Below are 21,172 nucleotides of genomic sequence, written 5' to 3'. Positions count from 1 at the left end.
TTGCCGCCGGTATGGCGACAACTTTTTATATTCTTAAAAAGTTGATTAAACTTTTAGTGATATCATTACATTTACAGATTAAATAAATCCAAGAATTGAAAAAAAAATAAACTATTGTACTATTAATTATTGAAATAAGATACTTAATGCTATATAGTTTTTATATTTTTCCATCTTATCTTGGGATGTTATCTAACGACAATATTTATTGCAAACCTTTAAGCAAAGTTCATCAGGGTCTACACCATCTTGACAAGCAAGTAAAGTTGGAAAACAAGTCATCGTTGCTTGAGCTCTTGCACACTCTTCTGTAATGCCTCCAGTTAAGTTTTTTAAATTGGTTCTTGATAATTTTTTCAAATTTTTCATAGTAATAAGTTTGTAATGATTAATAAATTTTATCCCCAAACAGGATCTATGCATAAGGATAATTTACATTGTGTGCCACTCATGCACATTGGCGTGCAACCTTGTAGACAAATAACATCAAATCTGTTAGGGCAATACCATCCACCCAGTCCGTCACTGATGGGAGGACCGTACCCACCATGAACAGTTTTTAAACCTTCTCTTGAGATTTTTTTTAAATTTTTCATAGTTATAATTTGTTTAGTTTTCCTACTCTATAAAGCTTTTCGGAATCCGCTATTTTTTTCCTAATATAGTGAATTTTGCAATTTGAAAATTATTTCTATATTAAATTTCTTCATCTTCTATCAATTCATCAATAAAATAATAAATATCTTCACGATCATAAAGGTCAGGAAACTGGCGTCCGTTGATTAATATGATAGGCGTGAAATTAAGCCCTGCAATTTTGTTTTCTGCAGACATTTCAATTAATGCTGTCAGATCTTCAGGTTGAGAAATCTTACCATTTTTCTGACTGATCTTACTCTCGTCTCTTGTTTCAAACCAATATTCTACAAGTTGCAAAAACTCTTTTTCTGTTTTGTTTTTATAAGCAAACATAAAATCGCCGATCAGATTGGTAAATTTTTCGTTTTGATTTTCGTTAGAATAATTGAATCGCATCTGTGCAGAAATGTCATCAGGATATTTTTCCAGAAGTGTTTCAACGATTTTATGGCCGTCTTTACAAAATCCGCAATACGGATTAGAAACAATTGAAATATGAAGTTTTGCCTCCTTGTTTCCTACAAATAAAGTCTCGTTATCCGTGAAATTTATTTTTTCATTTTCCAAAAGTTCTTTTTTGAAAAGTTCATAGTTTCTTTTAAACCTGAGATTTTTTGCATTTGCTTTTTGGATATTTTCTTTATCTTTCAACGTATTGTTTAAATATAAAACCATAGTGAATGATAAAATCCAAGGCAGCAGGCTTAACAGTGAAGTTTTAGCATCAAAAGAAACATTTTCAAATAAAAATAAACTTATGGCAAGCTGAGCCACTAAAACTGAAATGATGATAAGACAGATACGGCAGAATGTTTTTTCTACAAAAGCTTGAATATAAAGTGAGTAACCAATGGCAATAACGGAGGCTAGTGTAAAACCTTTAACAATAAGAGAAGTCGCTGGTAAAAATAATCCAAGAGCCGTTAGACCAGCAAAATAAATCAGTGAAAAGTCTGAAAACTTAAGCCCAAGGATACTTGTTTTATCCTGATGGATAATTTTATTACACGAGTTTACATTTTGATTTCCTGCTGTATCTCCGCATATACTGCCAATCACCGTAGAAGTATTTCCGAATTTCTGATTAAAGATTTCCAAAGAAATATACACCCCCAAGAGTGAAAGTACATTAAATAAAGCAGCATATATATTTTGATTCAGAAAAGAATACACAATAATCAATGCAAAGATTGCATATATAAAAGGCTTGTAGCTGGTTGTACTTTTCTGTTCAGAATGATCTTTTTCAAAAAGCAATACAAAATCTGCCGATTTTTTATGAAGATCTTCTTTGTTGAGTGTTTTGGTATTATCCGAATAAATGGAATATTGTGTTCCCGTTTTTTTGACAAGAGAAAATGAATTGTCTACAATCGCTATAAATTCTTCGGGCAGTTCGTCCCAATATTCTTTATCTAATTCGTAGGCATCATTTTTTACTCCTAAAAAATTTAAGGTATCACTGAAAGCCAATGCAGACGGATAATTGGGATGTGAGTTGAACTGAAAAAGAAACTCTTGCTTATCGAGCTTCAGATGATGAATGAGTTTGTCCAAGAGCATATTAATTTTTCATCTAAAATAAGGAGATGTTCGAAATAAACAAATTTTTTTTTCAATTTTATGTGATTTAAATTAAATTTTTGATATTGAGATATTTGAAAGTTATGATTGAGTTATACTATATAAAATAAAATGAATCAGCTTTTGAAAAATAATTTTGAGAAATAAAAAGTGTTCAGTAAAAAGATGTAAAAAAGAAATCAAAAGTGTAAGAAGAAATTCGGAATTATAGTGAAGATTATGATAAAATAACTCATTGTTTTTGATAAAGAAAAATTTGATTTATTAATATTTCATGAAGTATTTTACAATATAATTGTCTTTTTGTCAGTGATTTAAATTATTTTTAATAATTATTTAATATGCATGCAGTTTAATAAAAACTTAAAAACTCTTAAAGTTTTCATAAAGTTGTAAAAAAGGATTGTATTTTTTTTTTATTTCTAAAATATGTCGTACTTTTACAACGCCTTGAATGAGGGAACAAGTCAAGGTAATAAATTTTTTTTCATCATTTGTGTTTTTAGAATCGTATCGCCTGATACGATTCTTTTGTTTTTATACCTTTTCGTAGTTCAACAGAAGGTCGATGAAATAAGAATAAGTGATAGATCCTTCCTGTTGATTACTTTTCAGAAAGAGATTATTAGTGAATCCGAAAAAGTCGTCCAATAGTCCCTGATGTTTTAAGATGAAAGCTTTTTCGTAAGCCCGGTCTCTCTTCATTTCAGGAGAATAGTTTTTCAGTACAGATTTTACAAATTCCGGATCTTCATCTGCAATATAATTCAATAAACTTTTTAAGGTAAAATATTCTGTGCTGTAACGGAGCTCTGTATTTTTAGAATTGATGCCAATAAGATATCCGACAAAATTTGCCTCCTGTTCTCTTGCAAAGCCAAGCTGATGCGAGCTTTCATGTGCAGAGGTAAAAGGTATTAATGTATTTGGTAATTGTGAATTAAACTGTGCCTCGGCAGTGAAAGGATTATAATATCCCAAAATGCCGGTAAAATTCATAACATTTTTAAATAAACTAGGCTTAAATGAATTGATTGCCGGAGCTTTTTTATTTGAAATAATATTCGGAAGTTTCGTCTGTTGGGAAAGAATTTCGGCTTGCACAGCTTTTAGATTTTTAATGATAAAAATACCGTTTCTGTCTTCAGTTGCCAATTTTCTCGTTGCTGAACATTTGTTTAAATATTTTAAGGCTAATATTTTTGCCTTTTCAACAGTCGGTTCCTTCTGACTCTGCAATTTTTTAATGATGGGAGTCTGGAAGTACAGCATTCCCCAGAATATCTGATATAAGAAATAAAAGATATTAATAACTGCTAAAATCTTTATTAAAAAAGAATTTCTACTTTTCTTTTTGAAAGATTTAATGATAAAATAAAGAAGGAAAACTCCCAGCAAAATATAAAGAAAATCTCCAAACGAAAAAGGAATCCATGAGAAAACAATCTGATGAACCGTTTTCTGAACTTCAAAAAAACACTCAAAAAAAGAAATCATTATTCCTGATTTTGAAAATGTAAAGAACAAAAGAAATTGGGCAAGTAATAAACCCGCCCAAAATCTTTTTTTATGTATTATTTTTGTTGTATTAATGACCATGAGATGCAGATTCACCCATTTCGATGCCTTGTTTTCTCAGAATTTTTGGAGTAATAAATCCATAAAAAGCTAAATAAACAAAACATAAAACCGGTATGATATATGAAAAATGAGTCCACGTAATTCCTAAGATTCCTTCGCTTGTTTTATCAAAATCACAAAGCCATCCCTGAACCAAAGGAATTACACCTCCACCCAGAATCATCATTACAAGGAAAGATGAAGCCTTACCTGTATTTTTGCCTAATCCTGCAATGGCAAGGTCAAAGATCGACGGCCACATGATTGAACAGAAAAGACCTCCTGAAATGAAGAAGTACTTCGCAATTTCCTTGTCTGGATAAACCAATCCGATCAGCATCATTATAACGCCTGCAACTCCAAAAATCATTAATGTTTTCCCTGCATTTTTTCCACCAAGGAAACTCATTAATATAAATGCTAAAATCCAGAATCCGTAAATATAGAAAGAAGAAACGTCTTTTCCACTTAGAGTATTGGCTACGATAATAATCGCAAATGCAATGAAAGGAACTACAAATTTTAAGATATTTATAGTTGTCTTAGAAATATTGAAAACGTTGATACTTCCGTTCCATCTACCGATCATTAAACTTCCCCAATAAAGAGAAACAAACGGTGCTATATTATGTTCCAAGACTCCTCCGAATTCTTTAGTATGAAGTAATGCAGGCAAGTTACTGATAATAGAAACTTCCACACCAACATAAATGAAAATAGCAAGCATTCCCAAATATAATTGCGGGTATTTTAAAATGTTGAATTTAGAGCTTCCCTCTTCAGTATTTTCTTCTTCCTCTTTTGCAGGATCTTCAATTTTAGAGAAAAGCATAAAGATGGAAACCAGAATAAAAGCAACTCCTAGTACAATAAAAGGAATTTTCACCATTTTCAGGTTTTCTTTTACAAATTCAATTGGGTAAGAAATTGCTGAAGATTTTTCTTTGATTTTTTCTAATTTTTTAGAAAAGCTGTCCACTTGCTGATCACTTGCTACAGAGATGTTATTAAGCTGTTTGATTTCTGTATCTAAAGCGTCAATATTTGCCTGTGCAGTACTTATTGTAGCATTTACTGTGGCTGGATCGTCATTTTTGTCAGAGCGAAGCTCTTCAACATTTTTTGCTAATTCATTTTTATGAGTAATATATTCAGCCTTTACAACTTCTATTTTAGATAAATTTTTATCGTTCGATTTACTCTCTTTATCATTTCCCATTCCGAAAAGTGCGATCCCTACAAGGATAGGGCCAATAGTTGTTCCTAATGAGTTGATTCCTCCTGCAAGTGTAAGACGGTGAGCTCCGGTTTGAGGGCTTCCCATTTTGATGGCTAAAGGATTGGCAACAATCTGTTGAACAGAAAAGCCTAAACCTACGATGAAAAGGGCAGTCAGGAAGAACCAGAAGTTTGCCGCAGCAGCTGCTGGAACGAAAAGAAATGCTCCTAATGCAGAAAGTAGAAGTCCGACAGCGAGCGTTTTTTTATACCCGAATTTCTGAAGGATGTCACTTTTGATAGAGATTAGGAAAAATACCACAGATCCCACAAAATATGCTACATAAAAAGCCCATGCTACCAACTGGCTTTGTACCTGAGAAAGCACAAACCATTTTTTGAATACAGGAATAAGGATATCGTTACTTGCGGCCACAAAGCCCCAGAAAAAGAACACTACGATGAGTGAGAGAAATTGAGACCACTTGGTCTGTTGCTGGTTAGAATCCATTTTGTTTTTTTAATTGCACAAATATAATTTATTTATGCAATTAACTGAATTCTGTAAGCGTTTTTTTTATTGTCTCAAAAGAAGACATTTTAAGATCTTTTGGTGAATCTGAAGGAGCTAAAATCCCGTTGAAGTATACTTTTGCCTTACCGGGATAGCCTTGGGAATTGTCAAATGGGAAAATTTCCTTTAAACCAATAAAAGTAAAGATAACGATTGGTGAATTATGTTTTGAAGAAAGAGTAAAGGCTCCATCTTTAAATTCATCCAGAATAATAGAAGTATCATCCGGAACTCCACCTTCGGGAAAAATAACGATGCTGTTTCCTTCTTCCATTTTTTCGGCGCATCTTCTGTAGACATCGGCCCGGCTTCTCGCGCTTTTACGGTCTACCATTACGCATATTCTTTTATATATAGTTCCGAAAATCGGAATTTTTACCAATTCTTTTTTTCCGACAAAGCAAATGGGATGATCTGCACACAAAATGCACATCAACATAATATCCATAATGGAAGTATGATTCGAAATGAAAACATACTGCTGGTTTTTATCTAATTTCTGCTCAGAAAGTTTTTTCAGTTCATAGCGCAGTCCCATTCCGTAAAATATACAGTAGCTCCAGCATCTTATAAATTTATAAGCATATTTATAATGTTTTTTACTGAAGGATAAAATATAAACAGGGATTCCGAAAAGTATGGTGAAGACAAATGCCAACAGCAACAACCAGAATCTCCAAAGACGATTTAAAACTTTTGTCACAGCTTATCCGTTAAAAATTACTTTTTTCTTGACTGAATAATTAAGAATGGAAACCAATAAAATGGCTGCAATCTTACTGATGATTTCCGGGCTTAAGGTATAAATAATCAAATCAATATTATCCTTAAATATAAAGCTGTAAAAAATCTGGAAAAAACCAAGGCTCATTAAAGTCGAAATAAAAGACACTACCATAAAATAAAGAAACTCCTTTCTCTTAGAATGTTTTCCTCTTTCAAAAACAAACCAGATGCTCAAAAAATAATTACTGATAATGCCGCAGCTTGTAGAGAAAATATTGCTCAGCGGATAGTGGATTCCGTGGAAATTGGTTTCACGCGGAAAGAATTGAGGCAGGGAAGTGCTGAAGAACTTAAAGCTCCCGATTTCTACAATGGCACTCAGTCCTCCGGCTATGATGAAGAACAAAACCTGTTTCTGGCGTAGTATTAAATCTCTCATCCGATTTTTATGATATGCAAATTTATAATTATATGTTAAACCGATAAAAAAAGATGTTAAATATTTTTTTTGATTCAAAATAATTTCTAAATTTAATTTTCAGAATGATGTAAACCTGACCTGATAATAAATTCATTTTCAACTGTTTGTGTTGATGGTTTTTTCTATCTTGTAGTGCGCGATTGTAGGCATACGACCAAAACATTTTTTTACCACATTATAATAATATTTGTATGAAACGTCAAAACAAATACAGAAAATTCCAGCTTCAGCAGCAAAATATTGAAGCCCTTGAAAGAGAAAATTCACGCTTCAAACGTGTCTATTCAGAGTACGAAAATATGTCCAATGAACTTTGGAACCTCGAAAACTCCAGCGGCGAACCTGTACCAGATGATTTTATCAATGCGATGATCCTTCAGACTTCCTATCTGGAAGATGAGATCGAAGATTGGCTGATACAGTTTAACGATAAAAAAACGGAGATTAAACATTAATAATTATGCATCACACTCAGGACGAATAAAAAGAGAACTAAGAATAACTGGTTCTCTTTTTTTGTTAAATCTTCATCATCCTTGTCAAGGTTTCAAGCCTTGACAAGGATATGTCCTTAAAACGATATGAAAATTCGGTCGAAAGTATTCATTAAATAAATTAATCTGATTTAATAGTTATTAAATTCTTTTAATCCAAGGAGCCACCTCTAAAATAAAAGACGGATTTTCTGTCCGAATCAACATATAATTTAAAATAGAAAAGATTATCACAAGATCACAAATAATATATATGTCATGTTCATAATCCGTCATCTTACAAGATAAATTCATAATTTAGCATTCTTAAACTAAAATGGAAAATATGGTTGCTATTGTTGATAGTGGTTCTACAAAATCGGATTGGGTAATTTTGGACGATTTCAAAAAGATCTTCCTGAAAACGGAAACCATTGGTTTCAACCCAAACTTTATCAACAAAGAGCTGATTGTTCCCGAAATTGAAAAAAATACAAGCTTAACAACCGTTAAAAATTCCATCAAAAAGATCTATTTTTATGGTTCCGGATGTGGAGTTCAGCAAAATTGTGATACGATTATTGAAGAACTGGGGAAAGTATTTACTAATGCGGAAACGGTAGTGAAAGAAGATCTTACTGCAGCGGCATATGCAGCGTACAGAGGAACACCGGCTATCGTTTGTATTTTGGGAACAGGTTCAAATTCATGCTATTTTGACGGTGAAAATATAAAGATCCAACTTCCTTCTCTTGGTTTTCTGGTAGGAGACGAAGGAAGCGGAAGCGCAATCGGGAAACAGCTGGTAAGGAGATTCTTTATGCAGAAACTTCCGGCAGATCTTTCATCCGAATTTGAGCAAACGTATAAGCTGACGGTAGAAGAAGCATTGAAAAACATGTATCATACTTCACGTCCCAATGCGTACTTAGCAGATTTCAATAAATTTGTGGTAGAAAGAAAAGATCACCCGTATTTACAGAAAATGGTCCACGAGGAAATGCTTAATTTCTTCGATTATCAGGTTCTTCCTTATGTAGAATCAAAAGATGCCGAGGTTAATTTTATTGGTTCCATTGCTTATTATTACGAAGATATTTTACGTTCTGCAGCTGCGGAACTTAATCTTAATGTGGGGCAGATCGTGCAGAAGCCTATCGAGAGCTTGGTAGATTACCACATTCAATATATATTATAATTAATAACAAAATTCATTATATGTCAAACAAAACCCACCGCGACGAAAAGAACTTTAATCAGGCCGCGTTAGATTATCATAAAGCCGAACCTAAAGGTAAGATCGAAGTGATCCCTTCAAAACCACACTCATCTCAGAGAGATTTGTCATTGGCGTATTCTCCGGGGGTTGCAGTTCCTTGTATGGAGATTCACGATAAGCCGGAAACTGTGTACGATTATACAGGAAAAGGAAATCTGGTGGCTGTTATTTCTAATGGTACTGCGGTTCTAGGATTGGGAGATATTGGTGCAGAGGCGTCAAAGCCTGTGATGGAAGGGAAAGGTCTTTTGTTCAAAATTTTTGCAGATATCAATGTTTTTGATATTGAAATCAACGAAAAAGATCCGGATAAATTTATTGATATTGTGAAAGGAATTGCTCCTACTTTCGGAGGAATCAACCTGGAAGATATTAAAGCTCCTGAAGCATTCTATATCGAACAAAGATTAAAAGAGGAATTGGATATTCCTTTAATGCATGATGATCAGCACGGTACAGCGATCATCTCAGCTGCTGCTTTGATCAACTCTTTGCAAATTGCCAACAAGAATATCGAAGATGTAAAAATGGTGGTGAATGGAGCAGGAGCTGCGGCAATTGCGTGTACAAACCTGTATATTTCTCTTGGTTTAAAAAGAGAGAACGTTTTGATGTGCGACAGTAAAGGGGTTATCAACCAAAGAAGAGAAAACCTTACTCCCGAAAAATTAGATTTCATTGTTGAAACAGATATCGATACATTAGAAGATGCGGTAAAAGGTTCAGACGTTTTCATCGGATTATCTAAAGGAAATGTCATGTCTACGGAAATGCTTTTGAGCATGAACGAAAATCCAATTGTTTTCGCACTGGCAAATCCGGATCCTGAAATTGCTTATGATTTAGCGGTTGAAACCCGTAAAGATGTAATCATGGCAACAGGAAGAAGTGACTATCCTAACCAGGTAAACAACGTTCTTGGTTTCCCGTACATTTTCCGTGGAGCATTGGATGTTCAGGCAAAAGGGATTAATGAAGCGATGAAATTGGCTGCCGTTCATGCGATCGCTGATTTGGCGAAAGAGCCGGTTCCCGAAGCTGTAATTTTAGCTTATAATGTTCAGAATTTACAGTTTGGCAGAGAATATTTCATTCCAAAACCATTTGATAACAGATTGATTACTAAAGTTTCAAGTGCAGTGGCAAAGGCGGCAATTGAAAGCGGGGTAGCAAGAAAAACGATTACTGACTTCGAAGAATACGAGAATGGTCTTCTTGACAGAATGGGAAGAGATGAGAAGCTGGTAAGAATGATGCAGAGCCGTGCAAAAGCAAATCCGAAGAGAATTACTTTAGGAAATGCCGAAGAGTACAATGTTCTGAAGGCTGCACAAATTCTTTACGAAGAAGGAATTGCGTTCCCAAGCTTATTAGGAAATAAAAAATACATTCAGGAGCAGATGGAGCGTTTCGGAATCAGTCTTGATGTTCCGATTATTGATCCAAGTGATGACGATCAGAAAGAAAACAGAAAAAAATACAGAGAAACACTTTGGAAGCTTCGCCAGAGAAAAGGAATGAACGAGTACAAAGCAAAAAGGTTCGTTCGCCAGCGAGATTATTTCGGCCCTTTGATGTTGAGACACGGCGATACAGACGGTTTGATCGTTGGTTTCTCTAAAAACTATACTTCGGTTCTCAGACCTGTTTTGGAAGTGATTGAAAAAGATAAAGGGGTTGATAAAGTAGCGGCAATGATGATGATTTTGTCTGAAAAGAAACCTATTTTCTTCGCAGATACATCAATTAATCAGAATCCATCGGCTGAAGATCTGGTAAATATTGCTAAAATGGCTGAATTTACTGTGAAATCTTTTGCCATTGAACCAAGAATTGCCATGTTAGGATTTGAAAACTTTGCAGCAATTTCTGAGACTTCAAAGAAAGTGGCAAAAGCAGTAAACATCCTTCACGAAAAATATCCTAAAATGGTTGTGGATGGAGAGATCCAGCCGGACTTTGCCATGAATGCAGATCATTTAAGCGATTATCCTTTCTCAAAATTAGGAACGACTCCGGCAAATACTTTCATTTTTCCGAACCTTGAAAGTGCGAATTTATCGTATAAAATCATAAGAGGAATGAAAGTAGCACAGGTGATCGGGCCAATCTTGATGGGATTAAAGCAACCTGTTCACGTTTTACAGATGCGTTCAAGCGTTGATGAGATCGTAAACTTAGCGACAATCGCTGTTTTGGATGCTCAGAGAAGAGAGAAAAAAGACAAGAAATAATAAAAATTATATCTTTAAGGTAAAAAGCAGTACACAAAATTTTAGTGTACTGCTTTTTTTATATTTAAATTCTGTCCTAATTTCACAATTTTGTGAAATTAGGACAGGTAATTTATAATTGATTAATCTTCCTCAAATGCCTTTATATATTGGTTTTATTGAATGTAAAGAAAGGCGAAAAGCAAGTTTTTCAAGGGGAGTTTATCAAATAGTATATTGATTTTGTAAGAAAATAAATACTTTAGGAGAGCTAAAAAAAATTATTATGAAAAACATCAAAAAACTTTCAAGAGAGAATTTAAGACACATTGCAGGAGGACTTAACACAAATCCTCAGATATCTCCTGATGGAACTTATTATTGCCTTAGACCTCAAGGCCAGTTGTGTTTGGTTAATGGTTGTACGCCAATGTGTGTAAATGGCGCATGTCATATAAGCATGTGTCTGGATATATATCCATAAGATATTAATTAAATTCGCTCAAAGTATAAGACCTGTCCGTTCGGATGGGTTTTTATAATTTATATTGATTCATTCAATTTATCATCAAAAAATAAGTTAAAAATCATTCGTACGTGAAATGAAAACATTACTTAGTTTAATTTGCTATATTTGGGAGTTTTAAAAATTAATAATGATATTTTCACTACAAGGCATTGTTCAAGAACTTACGCCTACCTACGCAGTGATCAACGTACAAGGAGTTGGTTACTATGTAGGTATTAGTTTAATGACCTCGCAAACACTTACTTTACACAAAGAGACTGTACTTTTTATTCAACAAATCATAAGAGAAGACGCCCATTTATTGTTTGGATTTAACACTCTTTCGGAAAAAGAGATGTTTAATCTGTTAATAAGCGTTAATGGAGTGGGAGCAGTTTCGGCTCTTATTTTACTTTCCACGTTAAGCCTTGAAGAGATTGCTTCGGCTATACTTTCCAGAAACAGTGCGCTGATCCAAAAAGCAAAAGGAATAGGGGCGAAAACCGCTGAAAGAATTATCGTGGATCTTAAGGATAAAGTGCAGAAATTCAGCAATCCGGAGGAAAATATTTCTACATTTGCGAATAATAAAGTAAAGGAAGAATCGTTATCTGCATTAGAAGTTTTGGGCATTCCGAAACGGATGAGCGAAAAGCTTGCAGACAAAATCATGAAACAAGATCCCAACATTTCAGTGGAAGAGTTGGTAAAACAAATATTAAAAAACATTTAACATTTGGTGGCAAATAATAAGTATCTCAATACATTTCTGTTCCTGTCCTTATTGTTTATGTCGATAAGTACATTTGCACAGAGGCGTCCGGCAGCACAGGTGCGTGATACCGCAATTATCAAAAAAGATTATCAGTTGGCAGATCCCACACAGTATGAAGCCTATTATGATATTAAATCCGGGATGTATTTTGTATATCCCAAGGTTGGAAATACAATAACCGGACCACCCACTGCCATGTCTCCTGAAGATTACAAGGAATTTATGATGGCGGAGCAGACCAGAGCGTATTATAAAGAGAAGTCGGATCGTTACAGTCTGATGTTCAGAAAAGATAAAACGGATGCGGCCAGAAAAGGGCTGATTCCTTCTCTAAGAATCAACAACAGGCTTTTTGAAACTATTTTCGGAAGTAATAAAATCGAAATTATTCCTTCGGGATACGCTTCTTTCGATTTCGCAGGTTTGTATCAGAAAATCGATAACCCGTTGATCTTACCTCAGAACAGAACGAGTTTTACGTTTGATATAGATCAGAGAATTCAGTTGGGTTTAATTGGGAAAGTAGGTGAAAATCTACAATTAAAAGCCAATTACGATACGCAAAGTGGTTTCGCCTTTGAAAACAGAATGAATTTGGTGTGGCAAGCGAAAGGGAGCTGGAAAGATCTTCAGCAGAAAGGTCTGAATGATGTCGACAAACCAAGTGCGGGAGGAGAAGATAAAATCATCAAAAGAGTAGAATTCGGTAATGTGAATATGCCACTGTCAACCAGTTTGATACGTGGTTCTCAATCGTTATTCGGGGTAAAGACCGAGTTTCAGATGGGGAAAACCTTTGGGACGGTTGTCCTCTCTCAACAACAGGGTGAAGCCCGAAATATTACTGTTCAGGGTGGTGGTGTTATCAATAGTTTTAAATTAAATGCTATTGATTATGAAGACAATCAACACTACTTTTTAGGGCATTATTTCTTGAATAATTATGACGGAGCATTATTAAATTACCCTCAGATCAACTCAAAAATAAATATTACAAGATTGGAAGTTTGGGTGCTGGATCAGGGAAATACAAATCTCCAATACCAAAAAAGTATTATCGGGATAAGAGATTTAGGTGATGGAAACTCCGGATTACCAGACAATACACAAAACGGGTTATATAATGCTGTAAATAATGCTATAGGGACACCAAGAGAACAGGGAAAGGATTACGTTCCAACATTTAAGGGGCAGACATTCCCAGGAAGTACTTTGCCTTACGAGGACGGAGAACATTTTATTTTTAATAAAAAAGCAAGAAGATTAAATACCAATGAATATACTTTACAGCCACAGTTAGGATATATTTCTTTGAACCAGAAATTAAATGACAATCAGCTTTTGGCCGTTTCATATTCTTATACGGTTAATGGAAGCAATCAGGTGTATAAAGTAGGGGAATTCTCAGAAGAAAGTCCGGTGCTGGTTACTAAATTATTGAAGTCAAACAGTACATTCTCAACAACTTCACCGATGTGGAATCTGATGATGAAAAACATCTATTCTCTGGATGCTGGGCAAGTAAATCAGGATGGATTTATCCTAAATGTGTTATACCGAGATCCACAGTCAGGAGGAAAAGTAAATTATCTTCCGGTAAACAATAATGATCAGATCCGAAGTCAGCCATTAATTAAATTATTAAACTGGGATAGATTAAATGTAAACGGAGATTTACAGAGCAACGGCGGTACGACTGGAGATGGTATTTTTGACTTTGTGAACGGAATTACCATCAGGCCGGAGACGGGGAGAGTGATCTTTACAAAAGTTCAACCGTTTGGTAGCTATATTCAGAGTGTTATTGGAAGTAATGATCCTCAATATGTATATAATGATCTTTATACTCAACAGAAATTGGTAGCTACCAATAGCAGCTTATCACAACGTTATACCATTGAAGGTCGTTATAAAGGAACTCAAGGACAGGGGATTTCTTTAGGAGCAGTGAATGTTCCTCAGGGGTCAGTAAAAGTTTCTGCTAATGGGGTGCAGCTAACGGAAGGTATCGACTATACGGTAGATTATATGCTGGGGTCGGTTACCATTATCAACGAACAGGTAAAACAATCGGGGCAGGCTATCAACATTTCACTAGAAAATCAGTTAACATTTAATACTCAAAGAAAAAGATTCTTAGGATTAAACTTGGAAAGAAGGTTTAATGAAAACTTTATTTTGGGTGGAACGGTTGTGAACTATTCCGAATCGCCGCTTACCCAAAAGGTAAATTACGGTCAGGAAGCCGTAAATAATACCATGGCCGGAATCAATTTGATGTACAACAATCAACTTCCGTTCCTGACAAGATTAACAGACAAAATTCCGTTAGTAAACACAGAAGCACCTTCTAATCTGAACTTCAAAATGGAGGCTGCCTATTTACTTCCGGGTTTAAATAAAGGAATTAACGATCAGTCTTACATCGATGATTTTGAACAGACAACCTCAAAAATTACCTTAAAAGAACCTACCGCATGGAGCTTAGCTTCAAAACCAGAAAAGAACCAGAATGATCCGCTTTTTAACGGAGCCGGATTGAATAATGATATCAGCGAAGGGTATGGTAGAGGTCTATTGTCGTGGTATAATATCGACCCGAGATTCTGGGGTGTGGGAGGAAGAGCTCCAAACGGGATTACCCCGCAGTCAGTTTCAAACCACGCTTCAAGAAGGGTACAATTTTCAGAGATTTTCAACAACAGAGATTTCGTTGCGGGAGAGCAGACGTTTACCAATACATTTGATATTTCATATTATCCTGCGGAAAAAGGTCCATACAATGTAAATCCGGCAGCAGAAAGTACTTCCCAAAGATGGGCGGGTATTATGAGACCAATTACAGTTCCTAATTTTGTAAGTTCAAACATTGAATATGTAGAATTCTGGATGATGGATCCATATGCAGACGGAAATACATTAGGAACAGCTCCAAAGCTTTTATTACACTTAGGAAATGTTTCTGAAGATATCCTGAAAGACGGACAGATGCAGTACGAGAATGGATTGCCGATCCCTACGGCTCCATCTACAACAACAGCAACCAATTGGGGAACCCAGCCTAAGCAACCGCCAATTCTTTATGCATTTTCAAGTGAAGGAGACAACAGAGTAGTTCAGGATGTGGGGTACGATGGTTTAAGCTCAGATCAGGAGGCAGCTTTGTTTGGAAATACCTTTGTAAATCCGGTAACTAATTTAGCTGACCCTGCGGTAGATGATTTTGTATTCTACATGTCTAATAGATTTACAGGAAATCAGGCTGCGTCGGTAGTACAACGTTACAAATATTTCAGGGGTCCGGAAGGGAACTCTCAGAGCAACTCTCTTGAAGTGGCCTCACAGACTCCGGATGCGGAAGATATCAACAAAGACTATAACTTAGATCAAATTGAAAGCTATAACCAATACGAGGTAGATTTAGCTCAGGGAAGCTTAACATTAGGGCAAAACCATATCGTTGATATTAAAACCGTTCAGGCTACATTCCAGAACGGGCAGACGGATCAGGTGAGATGGTACCTGTTCAGAATTCCGGTTTCCCAATATGTGAGTACCGCAGGTAATAATGATCCTTCCGTCTTGAATAATGTAAGATTTGCCAGATTATTATTAACCGGTTTCGATCAGACTTCAACATTAAGATTCGGAACTATGGATCTTGTGAGATCAGACTGGAGAAAATACCCTAATAAAATTTTCTCAGAAACAGTAGATTCATCTCAGGAGGGAACTTCTGGAGGTACTACTCTTAATAATAATTTTGAAGTAGGAAGCGTAAACATAGAAGAAAATGCATTGAATCAGCCTCCTTATGTATTGCCTCCGGGAATCGACAGACAGATTCTTAGTGGAAATGCAGGGGCGCAGAGGCAGAACGAATCTTCTCTATACATGAGAGCGACACAGTTGCGTGAAGAAGCAAGAGGAGTATTTAAAAATACTTCTTTGGATATGAGAAGATATAAAAAATTAAAACTTTTTGTACACGCTCATGATCCTAATCCTAGAGCTGGTGATCCTATTGGTCAGGTTGATGAAAGAACGAAGTTCTTTATCCGTTTAGGGAGTGACGCAACTGATAACTACTACGAGTATGAAGCTTCATTGAGATTAACTTCTCTTAATGCAACAGCGCCAATGGACATTTGGCCGATGGATAATGATGTAGACTTGAATATTCAGGATTTTGTAGATGCTAAAATAAGGAGAGATAAAAATTTTCCGAATAATATTATTCAGAGAACAAAAGACGATACTTTCGATCCGGGAAATACATTTAAAAGTATTTACATTAAAGGACGTCCGAGTTTAGGAAATATTACTACGATTGTTATAGGGATCAGAAATCAAACACCAAGAGGATCGAGCCTTGCCATCGACAGGGTTCTGTGGGTAAATGAAATCCGTCTTTCTGAAATCGAAAATGATGGAGGGTATGCAGGAAATGCTAGCTTAAACTTCAACCTTGGAGATTTTGCGACGGTGAATACAAGTGCATCTTACACTTCAGTAGGCTTTGGAAATATTGATTCTAAACCGGCAGAAAGAAGCCAGTCTACCCAGTCTGCTTTCAGTATCAATACGGCAGTTAATGTAGATAAATTCTTACCTGAGAAAAGTGGAATGAAGATTCCGCTGAATTACTCATATTCTCAAACCATCGAGGATCCGAAATATAATCCTTTGGATACCGACGTTGAGTTTAATAAAGCGGCCAATAAAGAACAGCTTAAAAAGGTAGCAAGAACCTACACGCAGCAGAGAAGTATTGGTGTTGTGAATATGCACAAGGAGCGAGTGAATCCTAATAAAAAGCCGAAATTCTATGATGTTGAAAATATATCCGTAACGGCGGTATACAATGATGATTATTTCAGAGATATTTATACCAAGCGAAATTACAGACAGTATCTGAGAGGGTATATTGATTATAACTATTCTTTCAAACCTTGGGTGATTAAGCCTTTCAATAAAATGATCAGCGATACGGCCAAGTCTACAAAATATCTGAAATGGGTGAAAGAATTTAATCTTAATCCGATCCCGACGAGATTCTCTTTCAGAACTGAAGTAGACAGAAATTTCAACGAGCTTGAGTTCAGAAATGTGGATGCTCTTTTAAGCGGAAACTACGGAGACGATTTCGGAGCGATCAAAAACAGAAACTTCTATTTCGGATGGCAGTATGGTTTAGGGTTTAATTTCACAAAATCATTAAAGCTGGAGATCAACTCTGCAACCAGAACTTTAAATGATAATGTAGATGTGAATAGCATGGATAACAGTTCTATTTTCGGAAACGTTTTCAGAGCCGGTAGACCTGTATTGTACAACCACAGAGTTCAGTTGAATTATAAATTACCGTTCCAGTATCTTCCGTATTTAGATTTCATCGATGCTGAGGTAGGCTATGGATTTACATACAACTGGAATGCAAGATCTACGGTACTATTGGCGAGTCCGGACGGAAGTTTGGGATCAATAGGTCAGAACACCAATGTAATTCAGGTTACGGGAACTGCCGATTTTACGAAGTTCTTTGGTCAGTTTAAATATTTTAAAGATCTTTCTTCAAAACTTCAGAAGCGTAAGCAGGAAATAGATTCGTTAAATAATGCTTATACCCAGCAATGGGATAAAAACAGATATGCTTACAAGAAGTATAAATTCAAAAACAGACTGACTCCGCTTCAGAGCATGGCATATTTATTAACGTCGATGAAGCAGTTGGATATTAATTATTCTGAAAATAACGGAACTGTCCTTCCTGGTTTATTATCAGCTCCAAACTGGTATGGTTACGGACAGACGTTAGGAGGTCCTACCATCGGGTTCTTATTCGGTTCACAGGCAGATATCAGAAGAACGGTAATGGAGAACGGCTGGGTAAGTGATTCTGAATTCATGACAGATCCTTATGTCCGCATGTCAACACGGGAATTAAGAGCCAATTTGCAGATAATGCCGATGAATGATCTCCGAATCGATGTAAGTGCATTGCATAACTACAACAGGAACTTTACCCACACCGGATTCAATTATAGAGATGCTAATGGAGTAGCGAACCCGAATTATACATTTGCTAATGATTTGGTAACGTATTCCAACTCGGTCGTGTTATTGAAAACGGCATTCAAAGACGGGGCAGCGATCTATCAGGCGATCAGAGAAAATGCAAGAACATTGTCTCAGCAGATGTCGGGTGCATTAGAGGCGGACGGATTTAAGGACGGATACGGAATTTCAAATGCTTATATTTTAATTCCGGCATTCAGAGCTGCAGTAGAAGGTAAGACGGTGAAAGAAATGAAGAATCCTAAAAAAGCAGGATTGCCGATTCCAAACTGGAAGATTACGTATTCAGGATTAAGAAATGTGCCGATCATCAACGGGCAGTTCTCTAAATTTGATATTCTGCATTCTTATCAGGCAACTTATACTGCAACAGGAGTTCAGTCAAGTATCGATTATTTCAATACGTTGAATGCGTATGATGCTACCCAGAGAGATATTAATGATGATTATATCAATCCGTTTACTTTCGCTCAGGTAGGTTATGTAGAGAACTTCTCTCCGCTGATCGGGGTGGATATGACGATGAGAAACAATATTCAGTTCGGTATCCAGTACAACAGATTAAGAACATTATTGTTAGGATTGGTCAACCATACTTTAACGGAAGATTCAAACAGTGAATATGTAGTAAGAGTAGGATATATCATCAGAAACTTCAGATTAGGAATGACGAACGTAAGAGGAAGAGGTAAGGCAAAAGGAAGTGACCTGAACATTCGTGGAGACTTCTCTTTAAGAGACAGTAAGACAAGTATTACAAACATCTTGCTGGATGATTCACAGGTTACAGGTGGTCAGAGATTGATGAATATTAAAGTCTCTGCAGACTACAATGTTTCTGAAAACCTGAACCTAAGAGTATTCTATGAACAGATGACTTCTAAGTACAAAATCTCGACAGCATTTCCGTTGTCAACAATCAGAGCAGGGATCTCTGCAACGTTTACATTCGGAGACTCAGGAGGTTTCTAATTAGAACCAAAATAAATTTAAATGTCCTTCATTTTTTGGAGGACATTTTTTATATCCGATATTTGAACCTTATAGAATTTTGAATACATTTGTAGAAATAAAAAATTAGAAATGAACACACCATCAGAATTAAAGTACACTAAAGATCACGAATGGATCAAGATTGAAGGTAACGTTGCTACCATCGGTATTACAGACTTTGCACAAGGAGAACTTGGGGATATCGTTTATGTAGATGTAGATACTGTAGATGATGATCTTGAAGGAGGTGCAGTTTTCGGAAGTGTTGAGGCTGTAAAAACAGTTTCAGACTTATTCTTGCCGATTGCAGGAAAAGTTATTGAATTTAATTCGGACCTAGAAGATGCTCCTGAAACACTAAATTCAGATCCTTATGGAGACGGATGGATCATCAAATTGGAAATTGCTGACGGTGCAGATCAATCAGAATTACTTTCTGCAGAAGAATACCAGGCTATCATTGGATAGGATTTCAAAAATATTCAGTAAGATTTTGCCCATTTATTGGGCATTTCTTACTTATATGCTTCTCAAACCGGGAGAAGAGAACCACGAATATTGGTTTATGTTCAGTGGTATCGACAAGGCTCTTCATTTAAGCATCTTTGCAGCGCTTGGTTTTTGCTTTATCGCAGCTTTTCCCAAAATCAGATTTTCTTATTTTTTCCAGATCATCCTGATCTACGCATTCCTTACAGAGATTCTTCAGGAAGAAATGGGACTCGGCAGATCCATGGAAACTTTAGACATCGTTGCAGACACGATCGGTTGTCTCCTCGGATACTTTGCCTATAAGTTCCTTATCAAAAGATTCTTCTAAATTATAAATGCATGTCATTGCGAGAAGCGTAGCGACGAAGCAATCTCAAAATCCAAAACATTCCAAAACATAACATCAATATCAGGAAAATCTAATACGACATCCTGTTATCCTTAAATTTCCCGCTCTCAAACTCACAAACTCGCCCACAAACTCTTAAACTCTCCAACTTTTTGCAATTTCTTAAGAGCTACTTCCATCTTTCCACTGTATCTTTTTCGTGACGGCATCCGCTTCGCTGCGGCCGCCCCGAAAAAGGATGCCGTTTCAATCTGGGCTAGGGAGCGAGCCCTAATCTGTATAGTAGTACTTACGACAGAACACGTTATCAATCCAACTAAAAAGCAGTAGGCTTCGTAATCCTTTCAAGGAGCTTAGCGACGAAGCAATCTCTATCAGCAATTCTTCAGTCAAAGTAAATAAAACTCCCTGTAAAAAAATCTGCTCAATCTGCTCCATCTTCGAGAGAAAAATTTCGATCCAATATTTATAAGACGAGTATTGTAAAAATCTCATTTCCATGATTGATCTCCAGATAATAAAAGATATCATTAAAAATTCCACTTTTTATATCCTTCTGTTATCATTTGCTGAACGAAGTGACTTTGCGAATAAAAAATAAAACGCCAACAATAGCCACCCTCGCGGTCATTGCGTTTACAATTGTTATTTTTATATAAAAACAATTACTCTGATTCTAAACAGATCATATTTCCTCCCAAGAACCTTTCTTTTTCCTTTATCTTTTCTAATTCAAGCACCTTTGTGCCACCCAATCCATCCTTTATCAAACGTTAGTTTAAAAAACATAAAATTATTCTCCCACAAAAACAGAGAGTTACCCTTAAATATGAATCAAAATTGAATTTTATGTTAAATATATTTGGAAGAGTAGCGGTAAAGGTTCTATCTTTGCCCCACTGAAAACGAGAGTAGATCAGTAGCGCAGAAGTAAACAGAACAAATCGAAACAAAAGAGTTAAGGTCATCAAAAAACTTTAAAATTTCTTTAAAAACATTTGGTCAATAAAAAATAAGTTATTACTTTTGCACTCGCAAATACGAAGCGAAACTGACAGAAAAGTAGCGACGTAAGAAAAGCGGAAGATTTGAAGATCATTGACATACAATATAACAACCAAGTAAGGAAAAACTAAAGCGTTAAAAAACTTTGAGTGAGTCAAGAACAAA

16 protein-coding genes are annotated in these 21,172 nt (G+C 35.8%); 8 read left to right on the top strand and 8 right to left on the bottom strand.

What is annotated here, in order from left to right; translation table 11 throughout:
• Window positions 1-192 precede the first annotated feature (192 nt).
• The 7 genes from BUA89_RS23055 to BUA89_RS03685 form a co-directional block, all read right to left on the bottom strand.
• On the bottom strand, window positions 193-369 hold the full coding sequence (locus tag BUA89_RS23055; protein ID WP_178362425.1) for a bacteriocin-like protein: 177 nt from the start codon (window positions 367-369) through the stop codon (window positions 193-195).
• A gap of 29 nt (window positions 370-398) precedes the next feature.
• Entirely contained in the window at window positions 399-596 is a 198-nt protein-coding gene (locus BUA89_RS23550) for a bacteriocin-like protein (RefSeq protein WP_455423252.1), read from the bottom strand.
• Window positions 597-696: 100 nt separating this feature from the next.
• Window positions 697-2,202: a thioredoxin domain-containing protein gene (locus BUA89_RS03705; protein WP_072953303.1), complete on the bottom strand. Its 1,506-nt coding sequence runs from the start codon at window positions 2,200-2,202 to the stop codon at window positions 697-699.
• Window positions 2,203-2,760: 558 nt separating this feature from the next.
• Window positions 2,761-3,720 carry a DUF3810 domain-containing protein gene (locus BUA89_RS03700; RefSeq protein ID WP_228420520.1) on the bottom strand — a complete coding sequence of 320 codons (960 nt, stop codon included), beginning with the start codon at window positions 3,718-3,720 and terminating at the stop codon, window positions 2,761-2,763.
• Between the two features lie 91 nt (window positions 3,721-3,811).
• Entirely contained in the window at window positions 3,812-5,572 is a 1,761-nt protein-coding gene (locus BUA89_RS23275; RefSeq protein WP_072953302.1) for an MFS transporter, read from the bottom strand.
• 40 nt (window positions 5,573-5,612) lie between these two features.
• Window positions 5,613-6,338, bottom strand: a complete 726-nt coding sequence (locus BUA89_RS03690) for a lysophospholipid acyltransferase family protein (RefSeq protein ID WP_083531594.1) — start codon at window positions 6,336-6,338, stop codon at window positions 5,613-5,615.
• 3 nt (window positions 6,339-6,341) lie between these two features.
• Entirely contained in the window at window positions 6,342-6,800 is a 459-nt protein-coding gene (locus BUA89_RS03685) for a GtrA family protein (RefSeq protein ID WP_072954213.1), read from the bottom strand.
• Between the two features lie 233 nt (window positions 6,801-7,033).
• Here BUA89_RS03685 and BUA89_RS03680 point away from each other — a divergent pair, with 233 nt between their 5' ends.
• The 8 genes from BUA89_RS03680 (at window position 7,034) to BUA89_RS03650 (ending at window position 19,981) form a co-directional block, all read left to right on the top strand.
• Window positions 7,034-7,297 (top strand): hypothetical protein, encoded by a 264-nt coding sequence (locus BUA89_RS03680; protein ID WP_072953300.1) that lies wholly within the window; start codon window positions 7,034-7,036, stop codon window positions 7,295-7,297.
• A gap of 364 nt (window positions 7,298-7,661) precedes the next feature.
• On the top strand, window positions 7,662-8,513 hold the full coding sequence (locus BUA89_RS03675) for an ATPase (RefSeq protein ID WP_072954209.1): 852 nt from the start codon (window positions 7,662-7,664) through the stop codon (window positions 8,511-8,513).
• 20 nt (window positions 8,514-8,533) lie between these two features.
• Window positions 8,534-10,828 carry an NADP-dependent malic enzyme gene (locus tag BUA89_RS03670; protein ID WP_072953299.1) on the top strand — a complete coding sequence of 765 codons (2,295 nt, stop codon included), beginning with the start codon at window positions 8,534-8,536 and terminating at the stop codon, window positions 10,826-10,828.
• A 265-nt stretch (window positions 10,829-11,093) separates the two neighbouring features.
• Window positions 11,094-11,291 (top strand): bacteriocin-like protein, encoded by a 198-nt coding sequence (locus BUA89_RS23545; protein ID WP_417282013.1) that lies wholly within the window; start codon window positions 11,094-11,096, stop codon window positions 11,289-11,291.
• 172 nt (window positions 11,292-11,463) lie between these two features.
• On the top strand, window positions 11,464-12,048 hold the full coding sequence (gene ruvA, locus BUA89_RS03665) for a Holliday junction branch migration protein RuvA (protein WP_072953298.1): 585 nt from the start codon (window positions 11,464-11,466) through the stop codon (window positions 12,046-12,048).
• 57 nt (window positions 12,049-12,105) lie between these two features.
• Window positions 12,106-19,140: a T9SS outer membrane translocon Sov/SprA gene (sov, locus tag BUA89_RS03660; protein WP_083531593.1), complete on the top strand. Its 7,035-nt coding sequence runs from the start codon at window positions 12,106-12,108 to the stop codon at window positions 19,138-19,140.
• Window positions 19,141-19,251: 111 nt separating this feature from the next.
• On the top strand, window positions 19,252-19,629 hold the full coding sequence (gcvH, locus tag BUA89_RS03655; RefSeq protein ID WP_072953296.1) for a glycine cleavage system protein GcvH: 378 nt from the start codon (window positions 19,252-19,254) through the stop codon (window positions 19,627-19,629).
• A 25-nt stretch (window positions 19,630-19,654) separates the two neighbouring features.
• Complete coding sequence (locus BUA89_RS03650) at window positions 19,655-19,981, top strand: VanZ family protein (RefSeq protein WP_072954205.1); 327 nt, start codon at window positions 19,655-19,657, stop codon at window positions 19,979-19,981.
• A 291-nt stretch (window positions 19,982-20,272) separates the two neighbouring features.
• Here the strand turns inward: BUA89_RS03650 and BUA89_RS23050 are convergent, their stop codons facing one another.
• Window positions 20,273-20,533: a hypothetical protein gene (locus BUA89_RS23050; RefSeq protein ID WP_178362424.1), complete on the bottom strand. Its 261-nt coding sequence runs from the start codon at window positions 20,531-20,533 to the stop codon at window positions 20,273-20,275.
• Between the last annotated feature and the right edge of the window lie 639 nt (window positions 20,534-21,172).

The sequence above is a fragment of the Chryseobacterium arachidis genome (assembly GCF_900129245.1).
In the GTDB taxonomy this organism is placed as follows: Bacteria; Bacteroidota; Bacteroidia; order Flavobacteriales; family Weeksellaceae; genus Chryseobacterium; species Chryseobacterium arachidis.
The sequence above is the reverse complement of the archived record's forward strand: the minus strand, read 5'-3'. Positions and strand labels throughout refer to the sequence as shown.

Coding starts and splice junctions, on each gene's coding strand:
- BUA89_RS23055 (WP_178362425.1), bottom strand. CDS start 369: ATGAAAAATTTGAAAAAATTATCAAGAACCAATTTAAAAAACTTAACT.
- BUA89_RS23550 (WP_455423252.1), bottom strand. CDS start 596: ATGAAAAATTTAAAAAAAATCTCAAGAGAAGGTTTAAAAACTGTTCAT.
- BUA89_RS03705 (WP_072953303.1), bottom strand. CDS start 2,202: ATGCTCTTGGACAAACTCATTCATCATCTGAAGCTCGATAAGCAAGAG.
- BUA89_RS03700 (WP_228420520.1), bottom strand. CDS start 3,720: ATGATTTCTTTTTTTGAGTGTTTTTTTGAAGTTCAGAAAACGGTTCAT.
- BUA89_RS23275 (WP_072953302.1), bottom strand. CDS start 5,572: ATGGATTCTAACCAGCAACAGACCAAGTGGTCTCAATTTCTCTCACTC.
- BUA89_RS03685 (WP_072954213.1), bottom strand. CDS start 6,800: ATGAGAGATTTAATACTACGCCAGAAACAGGTTTTGTTCTTCATCATA.
- BUA89_RS03680 (WP_072953300.1), top strand. CDS start 7,034: ATGAAACGTCAAAACAAATACAGAAAATTCCAGCTTCAGCAGCAAAAT.
- BUA89_RS03675 (WP_072954209.1), top strand. CDS start 7,662: ATGGTTGCTATTGTTGATAGTGGTTCTACAAAATCGGATTGGGTAATT.
- BUA89_RS03670 (WP_072953299.1), top strand. CDS start 8,534: ATGTCAAACAAAACCCACCGCGACGAAAAGAACTTTAATCAGGCCGCG.
- BUA89_RS23545 (WP_417282013.1), top strand. CDS start 11,094: ATGAAAAACATCAAAAAACTTTCAAGAGAGAATTTAAGACACATTGCA.
- ruvA (WP_072953298.1), top strand. CDS start 11,464: ATGATATTTTCACTACAAGGCATTGTTCAAGAACTTACGCCTACCTAC.
- sov (WP_083531593.1), top strand. CDS start 12,106: ATGTCGATAAGTACATTTGCACAGAGGCGTCCGGCAGCACAGGTGCGT.
- gcvH (WP_072953296.1), top strand. CDS start 19,252: ATGAACACACCATCAGAATTAAAGTACACTAAAGATCACGAATGGATC.
- BUA89_RS23050 (WP_178362424.1), bottom strand. CDS start 20,533: ATGATATCTTTTATTATCTGGAGATCAATCATGGAAATGAGATTTTTA.